The organism is Gilliamella sp. WF3-4, assembly GCF_001690275.1.
GTDB classification, from domain to species: Bacteria; Pseudomonadota; Gammaproteobacteria; order Enterobacterales; family Orbaceae; genus Gilliamella; species Gilliamella apicola_C.
This window is the reverse complement of record NZ_LZGW01000032.1, coordinates 36634-52864: the sequence shown is the minus strand read 5'-3', so window position 1 is coordinate 52864 and position 16231 is coordinate 36634. Positions and strand designations below refer to the sequence as shown.

Sequence of the window (16231 nt, the reverse complement as noted above, 5' to 3'; positions counted from 1 at the left end):
TTCAATTACTTATCGTTACTTGGTAACAATGAGTTGGCATGCTTTTGCCAAAATTATGAATATAGGTACGTAAGATGACAAAAAATACATCACAACATAAAACACAAAATAGTGTAGATATCAAAGCTATCAATGAAGCTCAAAGTAGCCTCGATAGTATTTTATCTAAATTTCAATCGAGTCTTTCAGGTTTAACGCAAGAAAATGCAAAATCAAGAATTGAAAAATATGGTAAAAATGAAGTCGCACGAGAAAAAGCTCCCTCAATTTTAGTGCAATTATTAATGGCATTTAATAACCCATTTATATTTGTATTATTAGCGTTGGCCTCTGTTAGTTTTGTGACTGATTTCTGGTTGCCTTTGCAAAATGGCGAAGAAACGGATTTAACAGGGATTATTATTATTCTAACAATGGTGTCACTAAGTGGATTATTACGTTTTTGGCAAGAATTTAGATCAAACAAAGCTGCTGAAGCGTTAAAGTCAATGATTCGCACAACAGCGACCGTGTTGCGCCGTGCGCATAAAGATATAAGCCCAGAACGCATTGAAATTCCATTAAGTGAAATTGTTCCCGGTGATATTGTTTATTTATCTGCTGGTGACATGATCCCAGCAGATATTCGATTGATTGAGTCGCGAGATTTATTTGTTAGCCAAGCTGTTTTAACGGGTGAATCAATTCCTGTTGAAAAGTACGATACATTAGGTGCTGTTACGCAAAAAACAACTGATAATATTGAAGCATCCAATATTAGTAAAGATAATTTACTTGATGTAAATAACATCTGTTTTATGGGAACTAATGTCGTAAGTGGCACTGCGACGGCTATTGTCGTTGCGACTGGCGCTGATACACATTTTGGATCATTAGCAAAATCGATTGTAGGATCTCGTGCTGAAACCTCGTTTGATCGAGGGGTTAATAGTGTTAGCTGGTTACTTATTCGATTTATGTTAATTATGGTGCCAATCGTCTTTTTTATTAATGGTTTTTCAAAAAATGATTGGGGTGATGCTGCACTTTTTGCTTTAGCTGTAGCTGTTGGCTTAACGCCTGAAATGTTACCAATGATTGTGAGTGCCAATCTAGCAAAAGGTGCCGTTGGCATGGCAAAGCGCAAAGTGGTGGTTAAACGGTTAAATGCCATTCAAAATTTTGGCGCAATGGATATTTTATGTACCGATAAAACTGGCACTTTAACACAAGATAAAATCATTTTAGAACATCATCTTGATATCAATGGTCAAGTTGATTCATCGGTTTTAGAACTTGCTTGGCTTAACAGCTATTATCAAAGCGGTATGAAAAACTTGATGGACAAAGCGATCATTCGTTTTACTGAAGAAAAGACCAATATGAAAAGGGTTGGGGTCGGTTTATATAAAAAAATTGATGAATTACCGTTTGATTTTGTGCGTCGCCGTTTATCAGTTGTTGTACAAAATGGTGGTGATAACCATTTAATGATTTGTAAAGGCGCAGTTGAAGAAATGTTATCTATAGCCAGTTATGTTTATGAAAATGGTGAATATTTACCATTAGATGATAACCGCAAACAAGCGTTAATTGCCTTAGCTCATGATTATAACAAAGAGGGGTTTAGAGTTTTAGCTGTGGGTGTTAAGGATATTCCCGCTAGCGATACAAAAGCGCAATACACAGTACAAGACGAAACCGCATTAGCCATTCGTGGTTTTTTAACCTTTTTAGATCCACCAAAAGAAAGTGCACTTGAAGCCATTTCGGCATTAAGTGAACATGGTGTGGGAGTTAAGGTTTTAACAGGCGATAACGAAATTATCACCATTAAAGTGTGTCGCGAAGTCGGTTTAGAGCCAGGTGTTCCGTTGCTAGGCACTGAAGTTGAAAAAATGGACGATGCGGAACTGAAAATACAAATCGAGCAACATACTATTTTTGCTAAATTAACGCCATTGCAAAAATCAAGAATTATTCGATTATTGCAAGAAAACGGACATACCGTTGGCTTTTTAGGTGATGGTATTAATGATGCACCAGCATTACGTGATGCGGATGTTGGCATTTCGGTTGATACCGCAACGGATATTGCCAAAGAATCCGCAGATATCATCCTGCTTGAAAAAAGCTTAATGGTATTAGAAGAAGGTGTAATATGTGGACGTGAAACCTTCGGCAATATCATGAAGTATTTAAACATGACAGCGAGCTCGAATTTTGGCAATATTTTTTCAGTATTGGTTGCTAGTGCGTTTTTACCATTTTTACCTATGCTAGCAATACATTTACTAATTCAAAACTTGCTGTATGATATTTCACAACTCTCATTACCATGGGACAAAATGGATGATGAGTTTTTACAAAAACCGCGTAAATGGGATGCGCTAAATATTAAACGTTTTATGATTTGGATTGGACCAACATCATCTATTTTTGATATTACAACCTATGCACTAATGTGGTTTGTTTTTAGTGCTAACAGTGTTGAAGCGCAATCACTATTTCATTCAGGCTGGTTTATTGAAGGGTTGTTGTCACAAACTTTGGTTGTGCACATGCTGAGAACACAAAAAATTCCATTTGTGCAAAGCACAGCAGCATTTCCTGTGATTGTGATGACATTGCTAATTATGGCTGTGGGTATTTATATCCCGTTTTCTCCATTGGGTGGATTAATTGGGTTACAGCCATTACCGTGGTCATACTTTCCATGGCTTTTAGCAACCTTGTTTAGCTATTGCTGTGTTGCACAATTGATGAAACGTATTTATATCAAACGTTTTGGTCAGTGGTTCTAATTGTTAGAAACAGCTAGGCGATGTTAACATCGCTTAGCGATTTTAAAACTCATATAATAAAATCGTATTAAAAACTACTTTATTAGCCCTATAATTATAATTAAAAGGAAATAATCTATGAAAACACCACATAAAAATTTAATAATGTTAATTAAAAGCCGAAAACAAAAAAAGACACAGCAGCAATTACAAGCTAAATAATTAGTGCAATGAATTAAGTTTACATATAATAAAAAAACCCCAAACAATTGGGGTTTTTATTTAATCTTTTAATGTAATAAAAGTCTATTTTTTCAATTCGTGATGAACTGTGCTCAATTATAAGTTTAAATGAGTATCAGACGCTTTTCTTAAAATTTCATAAATTTCGTCTTTAATTTTAAGTTTTTGCTTTTTTAATGCCTCTATAGTTTCGGCCGTATTGACAATAATGCCAGACTCAATATTTTTAATTTTTTGATCTAACTCATTATGTTGATCGAATAATTTTTGAAAACGTAAATCAGTATTTTTTAATTTAGAAATGATTTCTCGGTATTCTGGAAACATAATGCCTCCTTATAATAGGTTGGATAGAATAATAACAATAGCAGCTATTGCTAATTCAGAATACAATATTATTGGTTGGATTAATAGAAAAATTGCACAAATGGCTACATTGTTTTGTTATTTATAATAAAACAGTTTGAATTATAAATTAAATCACAAATTTAATCATAAAGTTACTAAAGGGGTACCGCATGAGTGAGTCGATTGTAATTGCCAAAAGCCATGGCAAAGATTTATCTGTTATTGCTGCATTGGCTAATCGTCATGGTTTAATTACTGGTGCAACAGGCACGGGTAAAACAGTAACATTACAAAAAATGGCTGAAGGTTTTTCAAAAATAGGTGTGCCAGTTTTTCTTGCTGATGTTAAAGGTGATTTAACGGGGATTGGCGAAAAGGGCATACTATCTGAAAAACTACAGGCTCGTTTAGCCAGCATTGAGGTTGATAATTGGCAACCAGACGCATCACCAATTGAATTATGGGATGTGTTTGCTGAAAAGGGCATTCCCGTTCGTAGTACCGTGTCAGATATAGGGCCGATTCTACTTGGTCGATTACTCGACTTAAATAATGTTCAATCAGGTGTGTTACAACTGATATTTAAAATTGCTGATGATAACGGACTATTATTAATTGATTTTAAAGATCTTCGAGCATTAATTCAATTTGTAGGTGATAATGCTAAACAATTTACTACGCAATATGGCAATATTTCGCTATCATCAATTGGAGCAATCCAACGTAGCTTATTAACACTAGAACAACAAGGCGCTGAGTTTTTTCTTGGCGAACCAATGCTAGATATTCAAGATTTAATACAAGTTAACGCTCAAGGTCGTGGCATTATTAATATTTTATCGGCTGAAAAATTATATAGCTCACCCAAATTATATTCTGTCTTTTTATTATGGTTATTGTCAGCGCTTTTTGAGCATTTGCCAGAAGTAGGGGATCTTGATAAACCAAAACTTGTCTTCTTTTTTGATGAAGCACATTTACTTTTCAATGATATTTCACCAGCATTACTAGAAAAAATAGAACAAGTTGTGCGCTTAATTCGATCTAAAGGAGTCGGAATTTATTTTGCTTCTCAGAACCCGAGTGATATTCCTGACACAATCTTGGGGCAATTAGGCAATCGTGTACAACATGCTTTACGTGCATTTACACCGAAAGACCAAAAAGCCGTTAAAATAGCTGCTCAAACCATGCGTGCCAATCCAAGTTTTGATACGGAAAAAGCAATAATGGAATTAGGTGTTGGTGAAGCGCTTATTTCATTTCTAGACGAAAAAGGTCGTCCAAGCATAGTTGAACGTGGCTATATTATTGCCCCAGGTTCAAAAATGGGGGCAATGGCGCCAGATAAGTTATCATTAATTGTTCATCAATCTCATCTTTATAATAAATATGCGCAAATGCTGGATCGTCAATCTGCTTATGAATTATTGAAAAATGGATTTTCGTTAGATAGCCTGTCTAGCCAAACTACGAATAGTAACGATACCCAAACAGAAGGGGTAAGCAATAAACAAAATCATGGCGGGTTGATGGATTTTTTTAGTACACTTCTTTTTGGCAAGCAAGGTCCAAAAGGTGGGCAACATGATGGTGTAGCTCAGAAAATAGTCAAAAGCACAACTAGGCAAGTAATTAATCAAATCGGTAAACAGATCACCCGTGGTATATTAGGTGGTTTTAAAAAATAATGAACTTAAGTTTATTATTCCCAAAATTTAGCAAAAGGAGAGTTTGATGTTAAAAATGTTTATAGATTGGTATAAAAAACGTTTTAGCGATCCGCATGTCGTGTCGTTAATGGCTGTGATTGTTGGCTTATTTATTATCATCTATTTTTTTAATAAAATTCTTCTGCCTGTTTTGATTGCTATTGTACTGTCATATTTACTTGATAGACCAATTAACTTTTTGCATAAAAAAAACATACCAAGAACGCTGGCTGTTGTGATGGTATTGTTGCTTTTTTTAATGATTGTTTTAGTTGGCTTTATGATTCTATTACCATTAATTTGGCAGCAAAGTATTAGCTTAATCACTAATATTCCAAACATGCTAAATTTCGCTAACAATTTCATTACTACATTGCCAGAGCACTATCCAGAATTAATCGATGTTGGTTTATTTGATTCGATTATTCAAGGTGTTACTAACAAAGTTGTGCAAACTGGTAATTCGCTATTACAATTTTCTATTGTGTCTTTATTTGGGCTGGTTTCGATTACGATTAATGCAGTATTAGTGCCAATAATGATGTTTTTTTTATTAAAAGACAAAGCCAAAATTTGGGGGTATTGCTCAAAAATTCTACCTAAAAATCGTACAATTTTAAACCAAGTTGCAGCAGAAATGGATATGCAAATATCTAATTATATTGTTGGTAATGTTTTGCATATTATTATATTGACCGTGTGTGTTTATATTCCTTTTTGGTACTTTGGTTTAGATTATGGACTATTATTAGCTGTACTTGTTGGATTATCTGTATTAGTGCCTTATGTTGGTATTATTATTTCAAGTATTCCTGTTGTATTAATTGCGCTGTTCCAATGGGGATTGACTACTGAATTTAGCTATTTGCTATGCTTTTATATTTTGATTCAAGCATTAGATGGTAACTTATTAGTTCCTTGTTTATTTTCCGAAAAGCTTAATTTGCATCCACTCGTTATTATTTTGGCGGTGATTGTGTTTGGTGGCTTGTGGGGCTTTTGGGGAATATTTTTTGCAATACCTTTGGCAACATTGGTTAAAGCAATCATCAATGCTTGGCCAAAACTGGATGAATTGAATAATGCCAATAGTGAATTAAAAGCAGATTAGTTATTAATCTGCTTTTAACCAAAGTTATTTGCTGTGATTTTTAAGATAATCTAAAACCACTTCATGGTGGTTAGTCGTCTTAAAATCATCAAATACTTTCTCGATTATTCCATCTTTACTTATTAAAAAGCTAATGCGATGAATTCCATCATAGGTTTTACCCATAAACTCTTTTTCGCCCCAAGTACCAAATGCTTGGGCAACTTCATGGTTTTCATCAGATAGCAACGTAAAATTTAATAATTCCTTTTCAACAAATCGAGATAACTTTTCTGGCTTATCGGTACTGATACCCAGAACCGCCACATTATATTTTTTTAACTCATCAGAACAATCGCGCAAATTACAAGCTTGCACTGTGCAACCTGGCGTCATCGCTTTAGGATAAAAATAAATTAAAACTCGTTGACCTTTAAAATCTTTTAAGCTTATTTGCTCTCCATCTTGGTCAGGTAACGAAAATTGAGGTGCTTTTACGCCTTCTTTAAGTGGATTAACCATATAATTATTACCTATTTTAATCGTTTAATGTTCTCTTTGGGTATATAAAACAGTGTCATACTTTTAAATTAATTTACTAAAAAAACGACTTGCTGCATCAATGGTGTGATTGATCTCTTTGTCTGTGTGCTTAAGTGACATAAAACCCGCTTCGAAAGCTGATGGTGCAAAGTAAACACCTTCAGTTAGCATATGATGATAGAATTTTTTGAATAATTCAACATCGCATTGCATGACATCTTGATAACAGCTTACTTCAGAAGCAGTTGTAAAAAATAAACCAAACATTGCACCAGCATAATTTACGACTAACGGTACGTTATGCTTTTGGGCTACTGACAATAAACCGTTAGCGAGCTGTGCGGTTTTTTCTGCTAACTCTTGATAGATGCCAACTTCCATTAGTTTAGTTAATGTAGTGTATCCTGCTGCCATCGCAACAGGATTACCAGACAGGGTGCCAGCTTGGTATATTGGCCCAGTTGGTGCTAATTGCCTCATAATATCAGCACGACCACCAAATGCTCCAACAGGCATACCACCACCAATAATTTTTCCTAAACAAGTTAAATCAGGAACAACATCATAATAATCTTGAGCACCACCCAGTGCGACTCTAAAACCTGTCATCACTTCATCAATAATTAATAAAGCGCCATATTCATCACAAAGTGCACGTAATCCATGTAAAAATTCTTTTTTGGCTGGGATACAGTTCATGTTACCTGCAACAGGCTCAATGATAATAGCGGCGATATCATTGGGATATTGTTCAAATTGTTTTTTGACTGATTCTAAATTGTTATAATCACAAACTAATGTATGCTTAACAAAATCATTAGGCACACCTGGAGAGGTTGGATGACCGAAAGTCAGAGCACCAGAGCCCGCTTTAACTAACAAATAATCAGCATGACCATGATAACAACCTTCAAACTTAATAATCTTATCTCGGCCAGTAAAACCACGCGCTACACGAATAGCACTCATGGTTGCTTCAGTGCCTGAATTCACCATCCGCACCATTTCAATTGAAGGCATTAATTGTGTCACTAAATTAGCAACTTTGGTTTCTATTTCGGTCGGTGCTCCATAACTTAAACCGTTACGCACTGCATTAATTACTGCATTGGCAACATCGGGATCGTTATGCCCAAGGATCATTGGCCCCCAAGAACCTACATAATCGATATAGGCCTTATCGTCCACATCATAAATGTATGCGCCGTTTGCTCGCTCAATAAATAGGGGGGTGCCACCCACACCATTAAAAGCACGAACAGGGGAATTCACGCCGCCAGGCATAACGGATAATGCTTGATGATAAAGCTTTTCTGATTTAAATGTGTTTAGCATAACCGGAATAATCTCTCTATAAAAATTTGCTGTATTTATTCATAAAATCAAAATAAATTCAAGTTAGCTATTAAAAATTTATTTAATAGAAGTTTTCTATTTTGTATTTTTATTTGGCAACAGTATATAATACAAAGATCAATATATTAGGAGAAGAATATGAGCGATGCTTTACCGATTAACTTTACCGATGCGGCAGCTAATAAAGTTAAATCACTCGTCACAGAAGAAGAAAACCCAAATCTAAAATTACGCGTATATATAACTGGTGGTGGATGTAGTGGGTTTCAGTACGGTTTTACCTTTGATGAAAAAGTGAATGAAGATGACCTAGCTATCGAAAAAAATGGTGTATCGTTAGTTATCGATCCCATGAGTTTACAATATTTAGTTGGTGGCACCATTGATTATGTTGAAGGATTACAAGGTTCTCGTTTTGTGGTTGATAATCCTAATGCAACAACAACTTGTGGTTGCGGTTCTTCTTTTAGTGTTTAAATTTTAGTGCTTAAATTGCATTTGTTTTTTTACACTATTAGCTTTTATCGCTAAACAAACAACCATACTTTTCTAATTTTTAGTGAAATAGAACAATAAAGCCACAAAACATGACAAACATTGAGCAGTTAGACAATAATTTTAATATTTTTGTTGACGCCAAATTTTAGATAGGTAAAATGCACAGCATTCAAAACGCAGTTACTCTTAAGTAACCAGTTTTGAGCCCGGGTGGTGAAATCGGTAGACACAAGGGATTTAAAATCCCTCGGCCTTTTTGGCCGTGCGAGTTCAAGTCTCGCCCCGGGCACCATTAACCAAACACTTCTTATGCGGGAATAGCTCAGTTGGTAGAGCACGACCTTGCCAAGGTCGGGGTCGCGAGTTCGAACCTCGTTTCCCGCTCCAATTATTAATCTATAGATGACCAATAATATCTTAATCCTCCAGATAATCAAAACGTCTCTCATTTTTCTAAGCAAAGCCATTGAAATGTACCCAATGTACGTCATTTAAATAAATCTTTAACTACATCGTTTTTCAATTTAATCACTTCGGTATTCATTATCTAATTTAGCCTAATTTTACTGCGTTTTGTGGTAGATCGACTTCTTGATGGTTTCTATTTTTTAATTTTCGTTTTTATCTTTGACCAAAAGGATATGAGTATGATTCGTTTAACGGATTTAGGGATTCTTCGCGCTAAAGCGCAGTTATTGGTGTATTTGCTGTGTGGTGGTCATAGTTTGGAGTTACGTATTGTAGTGGTTTAATAATTCAAGATACTCAATTAGGCGATAAACTAACATCATCAAAATGAGGTGAATAATGACAACAAATCGACAAAAATTTACAGTAGAATTTAAACATGATGCAGCCACACTAGTGGTTGAACAACGGTACACCGTACTGGAAGCCTACAGCGCAATGGGGGGTAAGTGAACAACAATGGGGTCGTTGGGTTGCTCAGTTAAAGTTAGCGCTTGGTGGCTATACGTCCGAATCAAAGATAGTTACTTAGCGATTCGTACAATTAGGCATGTGGTCTCTACGAGGTAAAGCCAAGGGTTTTAATGTTCCATTCTGACCAAGGTTACCAGTATTTATCAGCTGCATTCAGACATTACCTTAGTCGTTATGGAATAGGCAAAGTGTTAGCCGTCGTGGTAATTGTTGGGACAATGCGCCTATTGAACGCTTGTTCCGTAGTTTGAAAAGTGAATAAGATCCCCAAGGCCGGTTATCGTCGTTTAGTTGAAACCAAGTCAGACATGTTCTGTTACTTATTCAATTACTATAATAAAAGGCGACCACATAGTCTTTATGCCGTTTTACCACTGGCTGTTGTAGAACAACCTAAATTAGTGTTTAAAAATACTTGACCACTGCATGTAGCTTATTGAAAACGTCATTAATGATGAATACACAGGCACAAAAAAACGCAATAAATGCGGTTTAGGGCTGTTTGGATTTTTTTAAGAATTATCGTTGAAAACCGCTTGCTATATATATATATTTAGTCTTTAGTTTAAAATAATCAATTTAACATTAAATTAATATAAAATTGAAATTGACTTGAATTTTCAAAACAAGGTACGTGTTATGTAATTTGCAATTAAATTAGTAATTACCAATAATGGAAATTCATTTTTCTTAATTTTTGATTATTACAAAGGGAGTTTAAATATGGGAAAAGCTAAGCCTGTAACAATTAATAGACATGATTTTCCAAAAAAAGAAAAGGCAATAAGTTATTTTCTGGATAGGCGACCAGAGGTAAAAGAAGCTGGACTAATTACTGAGGGTAATTTTTTTGAAGATTTAAAAGATCTATATAAGAGGTATTGTAATTGTTCTCCAAGTTGGGAATTTAATGGACGTGAAATTGTAGCTTTCATTGTTGGAAATGAGCGACGTAATAATAATGGAGATTGGTTTGAAACTGTTTGCTATAAAGTAAAGTTCTCAAATGATGAGATAAGACCCTTTTCAATCCGAAAAGCAGTTACAGCCATAATTAATAATGAAAAATAATAGGTTGTATAAAATAGTGATAGACTGAATTTAATTAAGGAGGTATTTGTGCTAATAATCCGCAAGGTTGGTGGTATTGAGATTTTCAGAGCAAGCTATGAGCATGAGGAAAGAGTTTACACAAGAATAAAAGAATCTGTGTTTAAGCATTTTCAACCTGGCACATACACAGATAAGTCAGAAATTGTTAAAATTGTTAATCTGATATATGCCCAGTACTATGAAATTTTGGATGAATACTTTCCAAAAGTGGACCCTCGAAGTTTTATAATTTTTTTGGCGGCTGAATATGAACGTTATGGAAAAGTTGCAGATGCCTACAAAAACAACAAACTTTCTAAAGATGATGAAGAGTTTTGGGCATCCTATGCAGCCTATTCTAGGCGGGGTATCAAGTATCTCCTAGAGTTGTGTTGTCGTTCTAAAATGGAGCTTAGCAAAGTTGCAAGCGCCCAAGAAGATCGGGAATATGCTATCTCAATGGTATTTATTGCTGCTGAAGAATTAGTAAGCCTTTACATGAGAAGTGAGCATTATAATAGTTTCCTAGATGAACTCACATTAACGCTCAATCCAGAAAAATACACGTATTTCAATGTGGAACAAGATGGCATTCTTAATTTTGATATACGTAAATCCGCCTGTGATCTTGAAAAATATATTCGATTTCCAATGTTCCTCCAAGATATTCATGCGCATGATGATATATTAAATGAAAGCTTTGTCGACAAATTAGGGGTTAGCTATAAAGATTTGATAGGCACATTATTGGGGATTATCGAGACTTGTAGCGATAGTGCTAATCCAGAAGCTTTGGGTAAATTCAAATGGCAAGTAGCGATCCGTGAAATTGCAAACCGTTTAAGTATCACATTATCACAGGCTGAATTAATACTTAATGGGTTTTGCTTGAGTAGTGAAAATTTGGAGGAGCGTGAATTATTTCGCCCAAAACAGGAGTATCGTGCATATAAACGAGCATTTTTTAAAAATTCAATCGATGGGGTTAATTGTGTCTATTTCTCTCGCCGCATGGCTTTAGAGTGTCTAAATCTGCTTATTTGCGATGTGCCATTCAAGAAACTTCCGCCTGAATGGTGTTCTAAACGCGTGAAAAAATCTCTTGATGTCTTATCCCTTAAAGCTGGCCGTTGGTTCGAGAAAGTAGTAGAGCAAAATCTAAATACAATTGGTATAAAAGGATCTTCTTCGATTAAAGCTTTAAATCTCAGTAAGAATAATAGATTAAAGGTTCCAGATGAAATCGGCGAAATAGATTTTTTAGGCTTTCATGAGGATCAAAAATTATTAGTAATAATAGAAGTTAAACAAGTTGGGTTTGCAACAGAACCTAGAATGCACCTTGATGACTTGTCAAAATTTACATATGGCCCAAAAAGTTATAGTGCTAAATTCATAAAAAAATATAATTGGGTGCTTGATAATATTGAAGAAGTAGAGAAGCATTTTTCTTATAAATTTAATTGTACATCAAAACTAAATGTTGCTGGTTACGCCATGATTACTCTGTATCAAACAATGGCGGCAATTAAAATAAAAGAATTCACATGTATTTCTTTGAGTGAGTTTATGAATGAATTTACCGCTACCGAAGTATGGCCATTCAGCAAAACTCAGATAGATAGACTTTAGTGATATTATGTAACTATCCCCTAAAATAGTACAGCAAAAAAGTAGAAAATTCTCTATGATAAAAGTAAAAGAGGATTTAATGATGAAAAAAATGACTGAACATCAAATCGTCGCTATTTTAAAAGAAGCAGAGGCAGGTATTCCTGTTAAAGAACTGTGCCGTAAATATGGCATGGGTAATTCAACTTTCTATAAATGGCGAGAAAAATACGGCGGAATGGAAACGTCGGATATCAAACGCTTAAAGGAGCTGGAGGCGGAAAACCGCAAGCTTAAACAGATGTTTGCCGAACTGAGCTTAAAATCCCAGCTTCAGGAAGAAATCATAAAAAAGCTTTAGTGCCAACTGGGGCACGTAAAACGTGGGCACAGCAACTACAACAAAATCATTCGATTACTATTGTTATGAGTTGTGCCATTGTTGGCTTAAGCCGTTGTGCTTACTATTATCAACCTAAGTTGCAGGATGACTCCGTAATTATTTCGGCGCTGAATACTATCACAGATAGGCATTTACGCTGGGGCTTTCCTAAATGTTTTAATCGTATCAGAAAGCTCGGCTATCAATGGAATCATAAACGGGTATATCGGGTGTATTGTGAATTAAAGCTTAATCTCAGGGTAAAGCGTAAAAAACGCATTCCTCCACGATGCCCAGAAAGGTTATTAGTCCCCAATAAACAAGGTGAATGTTGGTCAATGGATTTTATGAGTGACAGTAGCCGTAATCAACGCCGCTTTAGAACATTCAATGTCATCGATGACTTTAATCGTGAGGCGTTAGGGATTGATATTGCAGTAAGCTTACCGGCAGGAAGGATTACCCGTTACTTAGATAAACTGGCCGAATATCATGGGTATCCATTAAAAATACGGGTCGATAATGGGCCAGAATTTACAGGAAAAACCTTTATAAACTGGGCTAAATCACATGATATAACCATTGATTATATCCAGCCCGGTAGCCCATATCAAAATGGCTATATTGAACGATTTAATCGTACCTATCGCACTGAGGTACTCGATTTATATCTTTTTAACAACTTAGCACAAGCAAGGAGAATAACCGAAGAATGGTTAACGGTTTATAACACCGAAAGGCCGCATGAGGCATTAAATAACATGACACCGATTGAGTATAAAACACTAAAACAAGCAGCATGATTTTCTACGTGAGTTGTGTACTAAGTTTGGGATATTTACAGACTGGTTACATTATTACAATAATGAACGTACTCATCAGGAGAAAAATATGCTGCGGTCGAACGTCAATGGAAACATTACTTGATGGAAAACGGATCTGGGAAGAGAAAAATCTGAACCAAATTTAATCTGACAGACACCTGATTAAAAACTGGTAACTGTCAGATTAGATTTGAGCTAGTACATTTAACATCATAAAAAACACTTTACTACCTAAATAGAGAGTAAAGTATTTCTATGATTTATCAGTCAGCTTATAAATTGATAATTTAAAACGACAAGATCTTTTAATTATCAGTGAACTTAAATATTATGTTTATTCTTTTCTTTAACAAGCTTAACTAAATCAAAAGAGTATTTTTGTAATTCATAAAGATCAGGTAAATTATTTGAATTCTGAGTAAAAAGTTGTCTTGCTGCCATATGTACAAGTGTTGAGTTAATAGTTTCAACTGCAACTAATGTTTTTTTGTTAAAACAATAGTTAACATAGCAAGTATTTGTTGGACATCCTTTTAATACACTATAGTTTCCTTGTTTTACATTTCCAGCAATTTGGATTTTCATTTCACCTTGGTCAGACCAAAACCAAGGAAAACTTTTATATTTATCCTTATGATGTCCTGTTAGCCAAGATGATAAATATTTTGCTTGATCAACCGCATTTTGAACTGACTCTAATCTTGAATATTCATTCAGTTCAGTTAAAAAACTGGCACAATCACCAATTGCATAAATATTCGGATCGCTTGTACATAGATATTCATTTACAACAATGCCATTATCGGTTTTTAAACCAGAAGAAAAAGCAATTCCATCATTAACTATTGAACCAATTCCTACAATAATGATATCAGATTTTATTTCATGACTGGTAGATAGTTTTACTTTATAAATTGAGTTATTTGAAATTAAAATTTTATCAATAGAACTCTCAAAATTAATTTGAATTCCATCACTAATATGTTTATTTCTTATAATTTCAGAGAGATTATTAGAAACAGAACGACTTAACAATTTATTATTTTTTACGATCACATGAGTATTTATACCGAGCTTATTTGCAATGCAGGCAAACTCAAGTCCAACAAATCCACCTCCTACAATAACAACATCTTTGACTTCTGTTAATTTTTTTTTCAAAATCTCAGTAGAATGTAAATCAGCTATATAATAAACATTATTAAACTTATTATATAGCTCAAGTTTTTTCGGTACTGATCCTAATGCTAAAACTAATTCATCGTAAAACACCATTTGGTTATTGCATACAACAGCTTTTTTTTCTTTAAGAATAGCGGTTACTTCACCAAATATAAGTTCAATTTTATTAGTTTTATAAAAATGTTCGTTCCGGAAAAAAAGTTGCTCTAATTTTATGTCTCCACATAAGTATGATTTAGATAAGGGAGGTCTTTGATAAGGGTAAAATGGTTGCTTTTCAATGAGAATAATTCGCCCATGAAACCCATTCTGCCTTAAAGAGCTGGCCATATGAAAACCCGCATGTCCACCTCCAATTATTACAATTGTTTTAATCAAGAATTGCTCTCCAAAAAATAATGTTAACTCCGATTACTTGGCACATGAACCACTAAGCCGTTAAGTTCAGCAATTGCTATAACTTGGCAAGACAATCTGGAATAATCTGTTTTGTTATCGGTAAATTCTAAAACATCTTTTTCATCTTGTAATGCTGGTGGAATTTTATCAGCAAAAGTACTATCAATATTTATAACACAAGTAGCACAAGCACAGCTTCCTCCACAAAATGCATCTATCCCAGGTATGTTTTCTCTAACGGCTGCTTGCATGAGATTTTCACCAATAGCAACATCAACCACACTAGATTTACCCATACTATCTATAAATTTTACTTTAATCATTAAATTACTCCAAATTATTTACGTTTCATCCAAACATTTGCTAAAATTAGACACAAACTTGTTACACCGATAGATGCTGGTATTAAAATTGAATTCCATCCAGCAGTAAAATGCTCGATAGCAAGAGCAATAATGGGTATAGTTGGTGTTATAATTGATACTCTGGCTGGACCAATTTTTTCAATTGAATATTGCAGTGCAAAAACAGGAATTACTACTGATATCAATGATAATATTAGTAATTTAAATGGTAATTCTATTTCACCACTAAAAATTGATATAATTTCTTGTGAAGCAATGATTCCTGTTATTAAAATTAGTAAAAAAAACCTATTACAAAGTATATCCATCGTGGAACACCTTGATTTAGCATAAAGTCCAGAAGATCTATAAGCATAAAATCCGGCTGAAATACCACCAGCAAAAGCTAAAAATGCCCCTAAATAAATTTGTTGTTGAGTAAAATCGATTGCTGCCTGATTAATTCTAACTCTAAATACCACCAAAATAATTAAGCTAATTGTTATTAATGAAACCCCTAAAACTCTCAAACTGAGTAGCTTTGTTTTTTTAGAGAATAACTCACATAATAAGACACCTAAAGGTAAAGCACCTTGAAATAACGCGCACTCTATTGATGCTTCTATGTTATAGAGAGCCAAAAAAGCAAAGAGCCAACTAAATAAAGTTAAAATATTTAATTCAAAAATTCGATATGGGTATAAAAGACTTAACCAATAAATATTTTTCCCTTTATTTTTTAATTTTTGTATAACTGAAAAAATAACAAATGCAATTGTTAAAGTGAAAAATGTTACTGTAAATCCACTTAATCCAGTAAAAGCAAATGATATCCAAACAGCCCCTAAAGCGGTAGTAAGGCAATATAAGAATATAGCACTAGCAGAATAAAACATAAAAATT

At 34.4% G+C, this 16231-nt stretch carries 13 protein-coding genes, 2 tRNA genes and 2 pseudogenes; 11 read left to right on the top strand and 6 right to left on the bottom strand.

What is annotated here, in order from left to right:
- Positions 1 to 74 precede the first annotated feature (74 nt).
- Complete coding sequence (gene mgtA, locus A9G47_RS07460) at positions 75 to 2783, top strand: magnesium-translocating P-type ATPase (RefSeq protein WP_065567098.1); 2709 nt, start codon at positions 75 to 77, stop codon at positions 2781 to 2783.
- Positions 2784 to 3101: 318 nt separating this feature from the next.
- Here the strand turns inward: mgtA and A9G47_RS07455 are convergent, their stop codons facing one another.
- Positions 3102 to 3332: a YdcH family protein gene (locus A9G47_RS07455; RefSeq protein WP_065567097.1), complete on the bottom strand. Its 231-nt coding sequence runs from the start codon at positions 3330 to 3332 to the stop codon at positions 3102 to 3104.
- A 191-nt stretch (positions 3333 to 3523) separates the two neighbouring features.
- On the opposite strand from A9G47_RS07455, the gene A9G47_RS07450 reads away from it, so the two are divergent.
- Positions 3524 to 5044: a helicase HerA-like domain-containing protein gene (locus A9G47_RS07450; protein WP_065642585.1), complete on the top strand. Its 1521-nt coding sequence runs from the start codon at positions 3524 to 3526 to the stop codon at positions 5042 to 5044.
- A 46-nt stretch (positions 5045 to 5090) separates the two neighbouring features.
- Positions 5091 to 6176 carry an AI-2E family transporter gene (locus tag A9G47_RS07445; RefSeq protein WP_065567095.1) on the top strand — a complete coding sequence of 362 codons (1086 nt, stop codon included), beginning with the start codon at positions 5091 to 5093 and terminating at the stop codon, positions 6174 to 6176.
- Between the two features lie 24 nt (positions 6177 to 6200).
- On the opposite strand, the gene bcp is transcribed toward A9G47_RS07445, so the two are convergent.
- Together bcp and hemL are read right to left on the bottom strand one after the other, a co-directional pair.
- Positions 6201 to 6677: a thioredoxin-dependent thiol peroxidase gene (bcp, locus tag A9G47_RS07440; RefSeq protein WP_065642584.1), complete on the bottom strand. Its 477-nt coding sequence runs from the start codon at positions 6675 to 6677 to the stop codon at positions 6201 to 6203.
- 63 nt (positions 6678 to 6740) lie between these two features.
- On the bottom strand, positions 6741 to 8033 hold the full coding sequence (hemL, locus tag A9G47_RS07435; protein WP_065567093.1) for a glutamate-1-semialdehyde 2,1-aminomutase: 1293 nt from the start codon (positions 8031 to 8033) through the stop codon (positions 6741 to 6743).
- Between the two features lie 159 nt (positions 8034 to 8192).
- Between hemL and erpA the strand changes: the two genes are divergently transcribed.
- The 8 genes and pseudogenes from erpA to A9G47_RS13975 all read left to right on the top strand — a co-directional run.
- Positions 8193 to 8531, top strand: a complete 339-nt coding sequence (gene erpA, locus A9G47_RS07430) for an iron-sulfur cluster insertion protein ErpA (RefSeq protein WP_034914816.1) — start codon at positions 8193 to 8195, stop codon at positions 8529 to 8531.
- A 225-nt stretch (positions 8532 to 8756) separates the two neighbouring features.
- A tRNA-Leu gene (locus A9G47_RS07425) sits at positions 8757 to 8844 on the top strand.
- Between the two features lie 19 nt (positions 8845 to 8863).
- Positions 8864 to 8939, top strand: a tRNA-Gly gene (locus A9G47_RS07420).
- 650 nt (positions 8940 to 9589) lie between these two features.
- A pseudogene (locus tag A9G47_RS14655) lies at positions 9590 to 9847 on the top strand (integrase core domain-containing protein); the annotation flags it as partial.
- A 370-nt stretch (positions 9848 to 10217) separates the two neighbouring features.
- On the top strand, positions 10218 to 10565 hold the full coding sequence (locus tag A9G47_RS07415; RefSeq protein WP_065642583.1) for a hypothetical protein: 348 nt from the start codon (positions 10218 to 10220) through the stop codon (positions 10563 to 10565).
- A 48-nt stretch (positions 10566 to 10613) separates the two neighbouring features.
- Complete coding sequence (locus A9G47_RS07410) at positions 10614 to 12218, top strand: hypothetical protein (RefSeq protein WP_065642582.1); 1605 nt, start codon at positions 10614 to 10616, stop codon at positions 12216 to 12218.
- A 79-nt stretch (positions 12219 to 12297) separates the two neighbouring features.
- Positions 12298 to 13382 (top strand): IS3 family transposase gene (locus tag A9G47_RS07400; protein ID WP_442903244.1). Its coding sequence is split into 2 segments (ribosomal slippage): positions 12298 to 12547 and positions 12547 to 13382, totalling 1086 coding nucleotides; the frame shifts between segments, so codons are not numbered across the junction.
- Between the two features lie 40 nt (positions 13383 to 13422).
- Positions 13423 to 13549: pseudogene (locus A9G47_RS13975) on the top strand (IS481 family transposase); the annotation flags it as partial.
- Positions 13550 to 13724: 175 nt separating this feature from the next.
- Here A9G47_RS13975 and A9G47_RS07395 read toward each other — a convergent pair.
- From A9G47_RS07395 to A9G47_RS07385, 3 genes are read right to left on the bottom strand one after another with little or no spacing between them, the layout of a single operon-like run.
- Positions 13725 to 14963: an NAD(P)/FAD-dependent oxidoreductase gene (locus tag A9G47_RS07395; RefSeq protein ID WP_081303592.1), complete on the bottom strand. Its 1239-nt coding sequence runs from the start codon at positions 14961 to 14963 to the stop codon at positions 13725 to 13727.
- A 23-nt stretch (positions 14964 to 14986) separates the two neighbouring features.
- Positions 14987 to 15307, bottom strand: a complete 321-nt coding sequence (locus A9G47_RS07390) for a 2Fe-2S iron-sulfur cluster-binding protein (protein ID WP_065642581.1) — start codon at positions 15305 to 15307, stop codon at positions 14987 to 14989.
- A gap of 14 nt (positions 15308 to 15321) precedes the next feature.
- Positions 15322 to 16224 (bottom strand): EamA family transporter, encoded by a 903-nt coding sequence (locus A9G47_RS07385; protein WP_065642580.1) that lies wholly within the window; start codon positions 16222 to 16224, stop codon positions 15322 to 15324.
- Between the last annotated feature and the right edge of the window lie 7 nt (positions 16225 to 16231).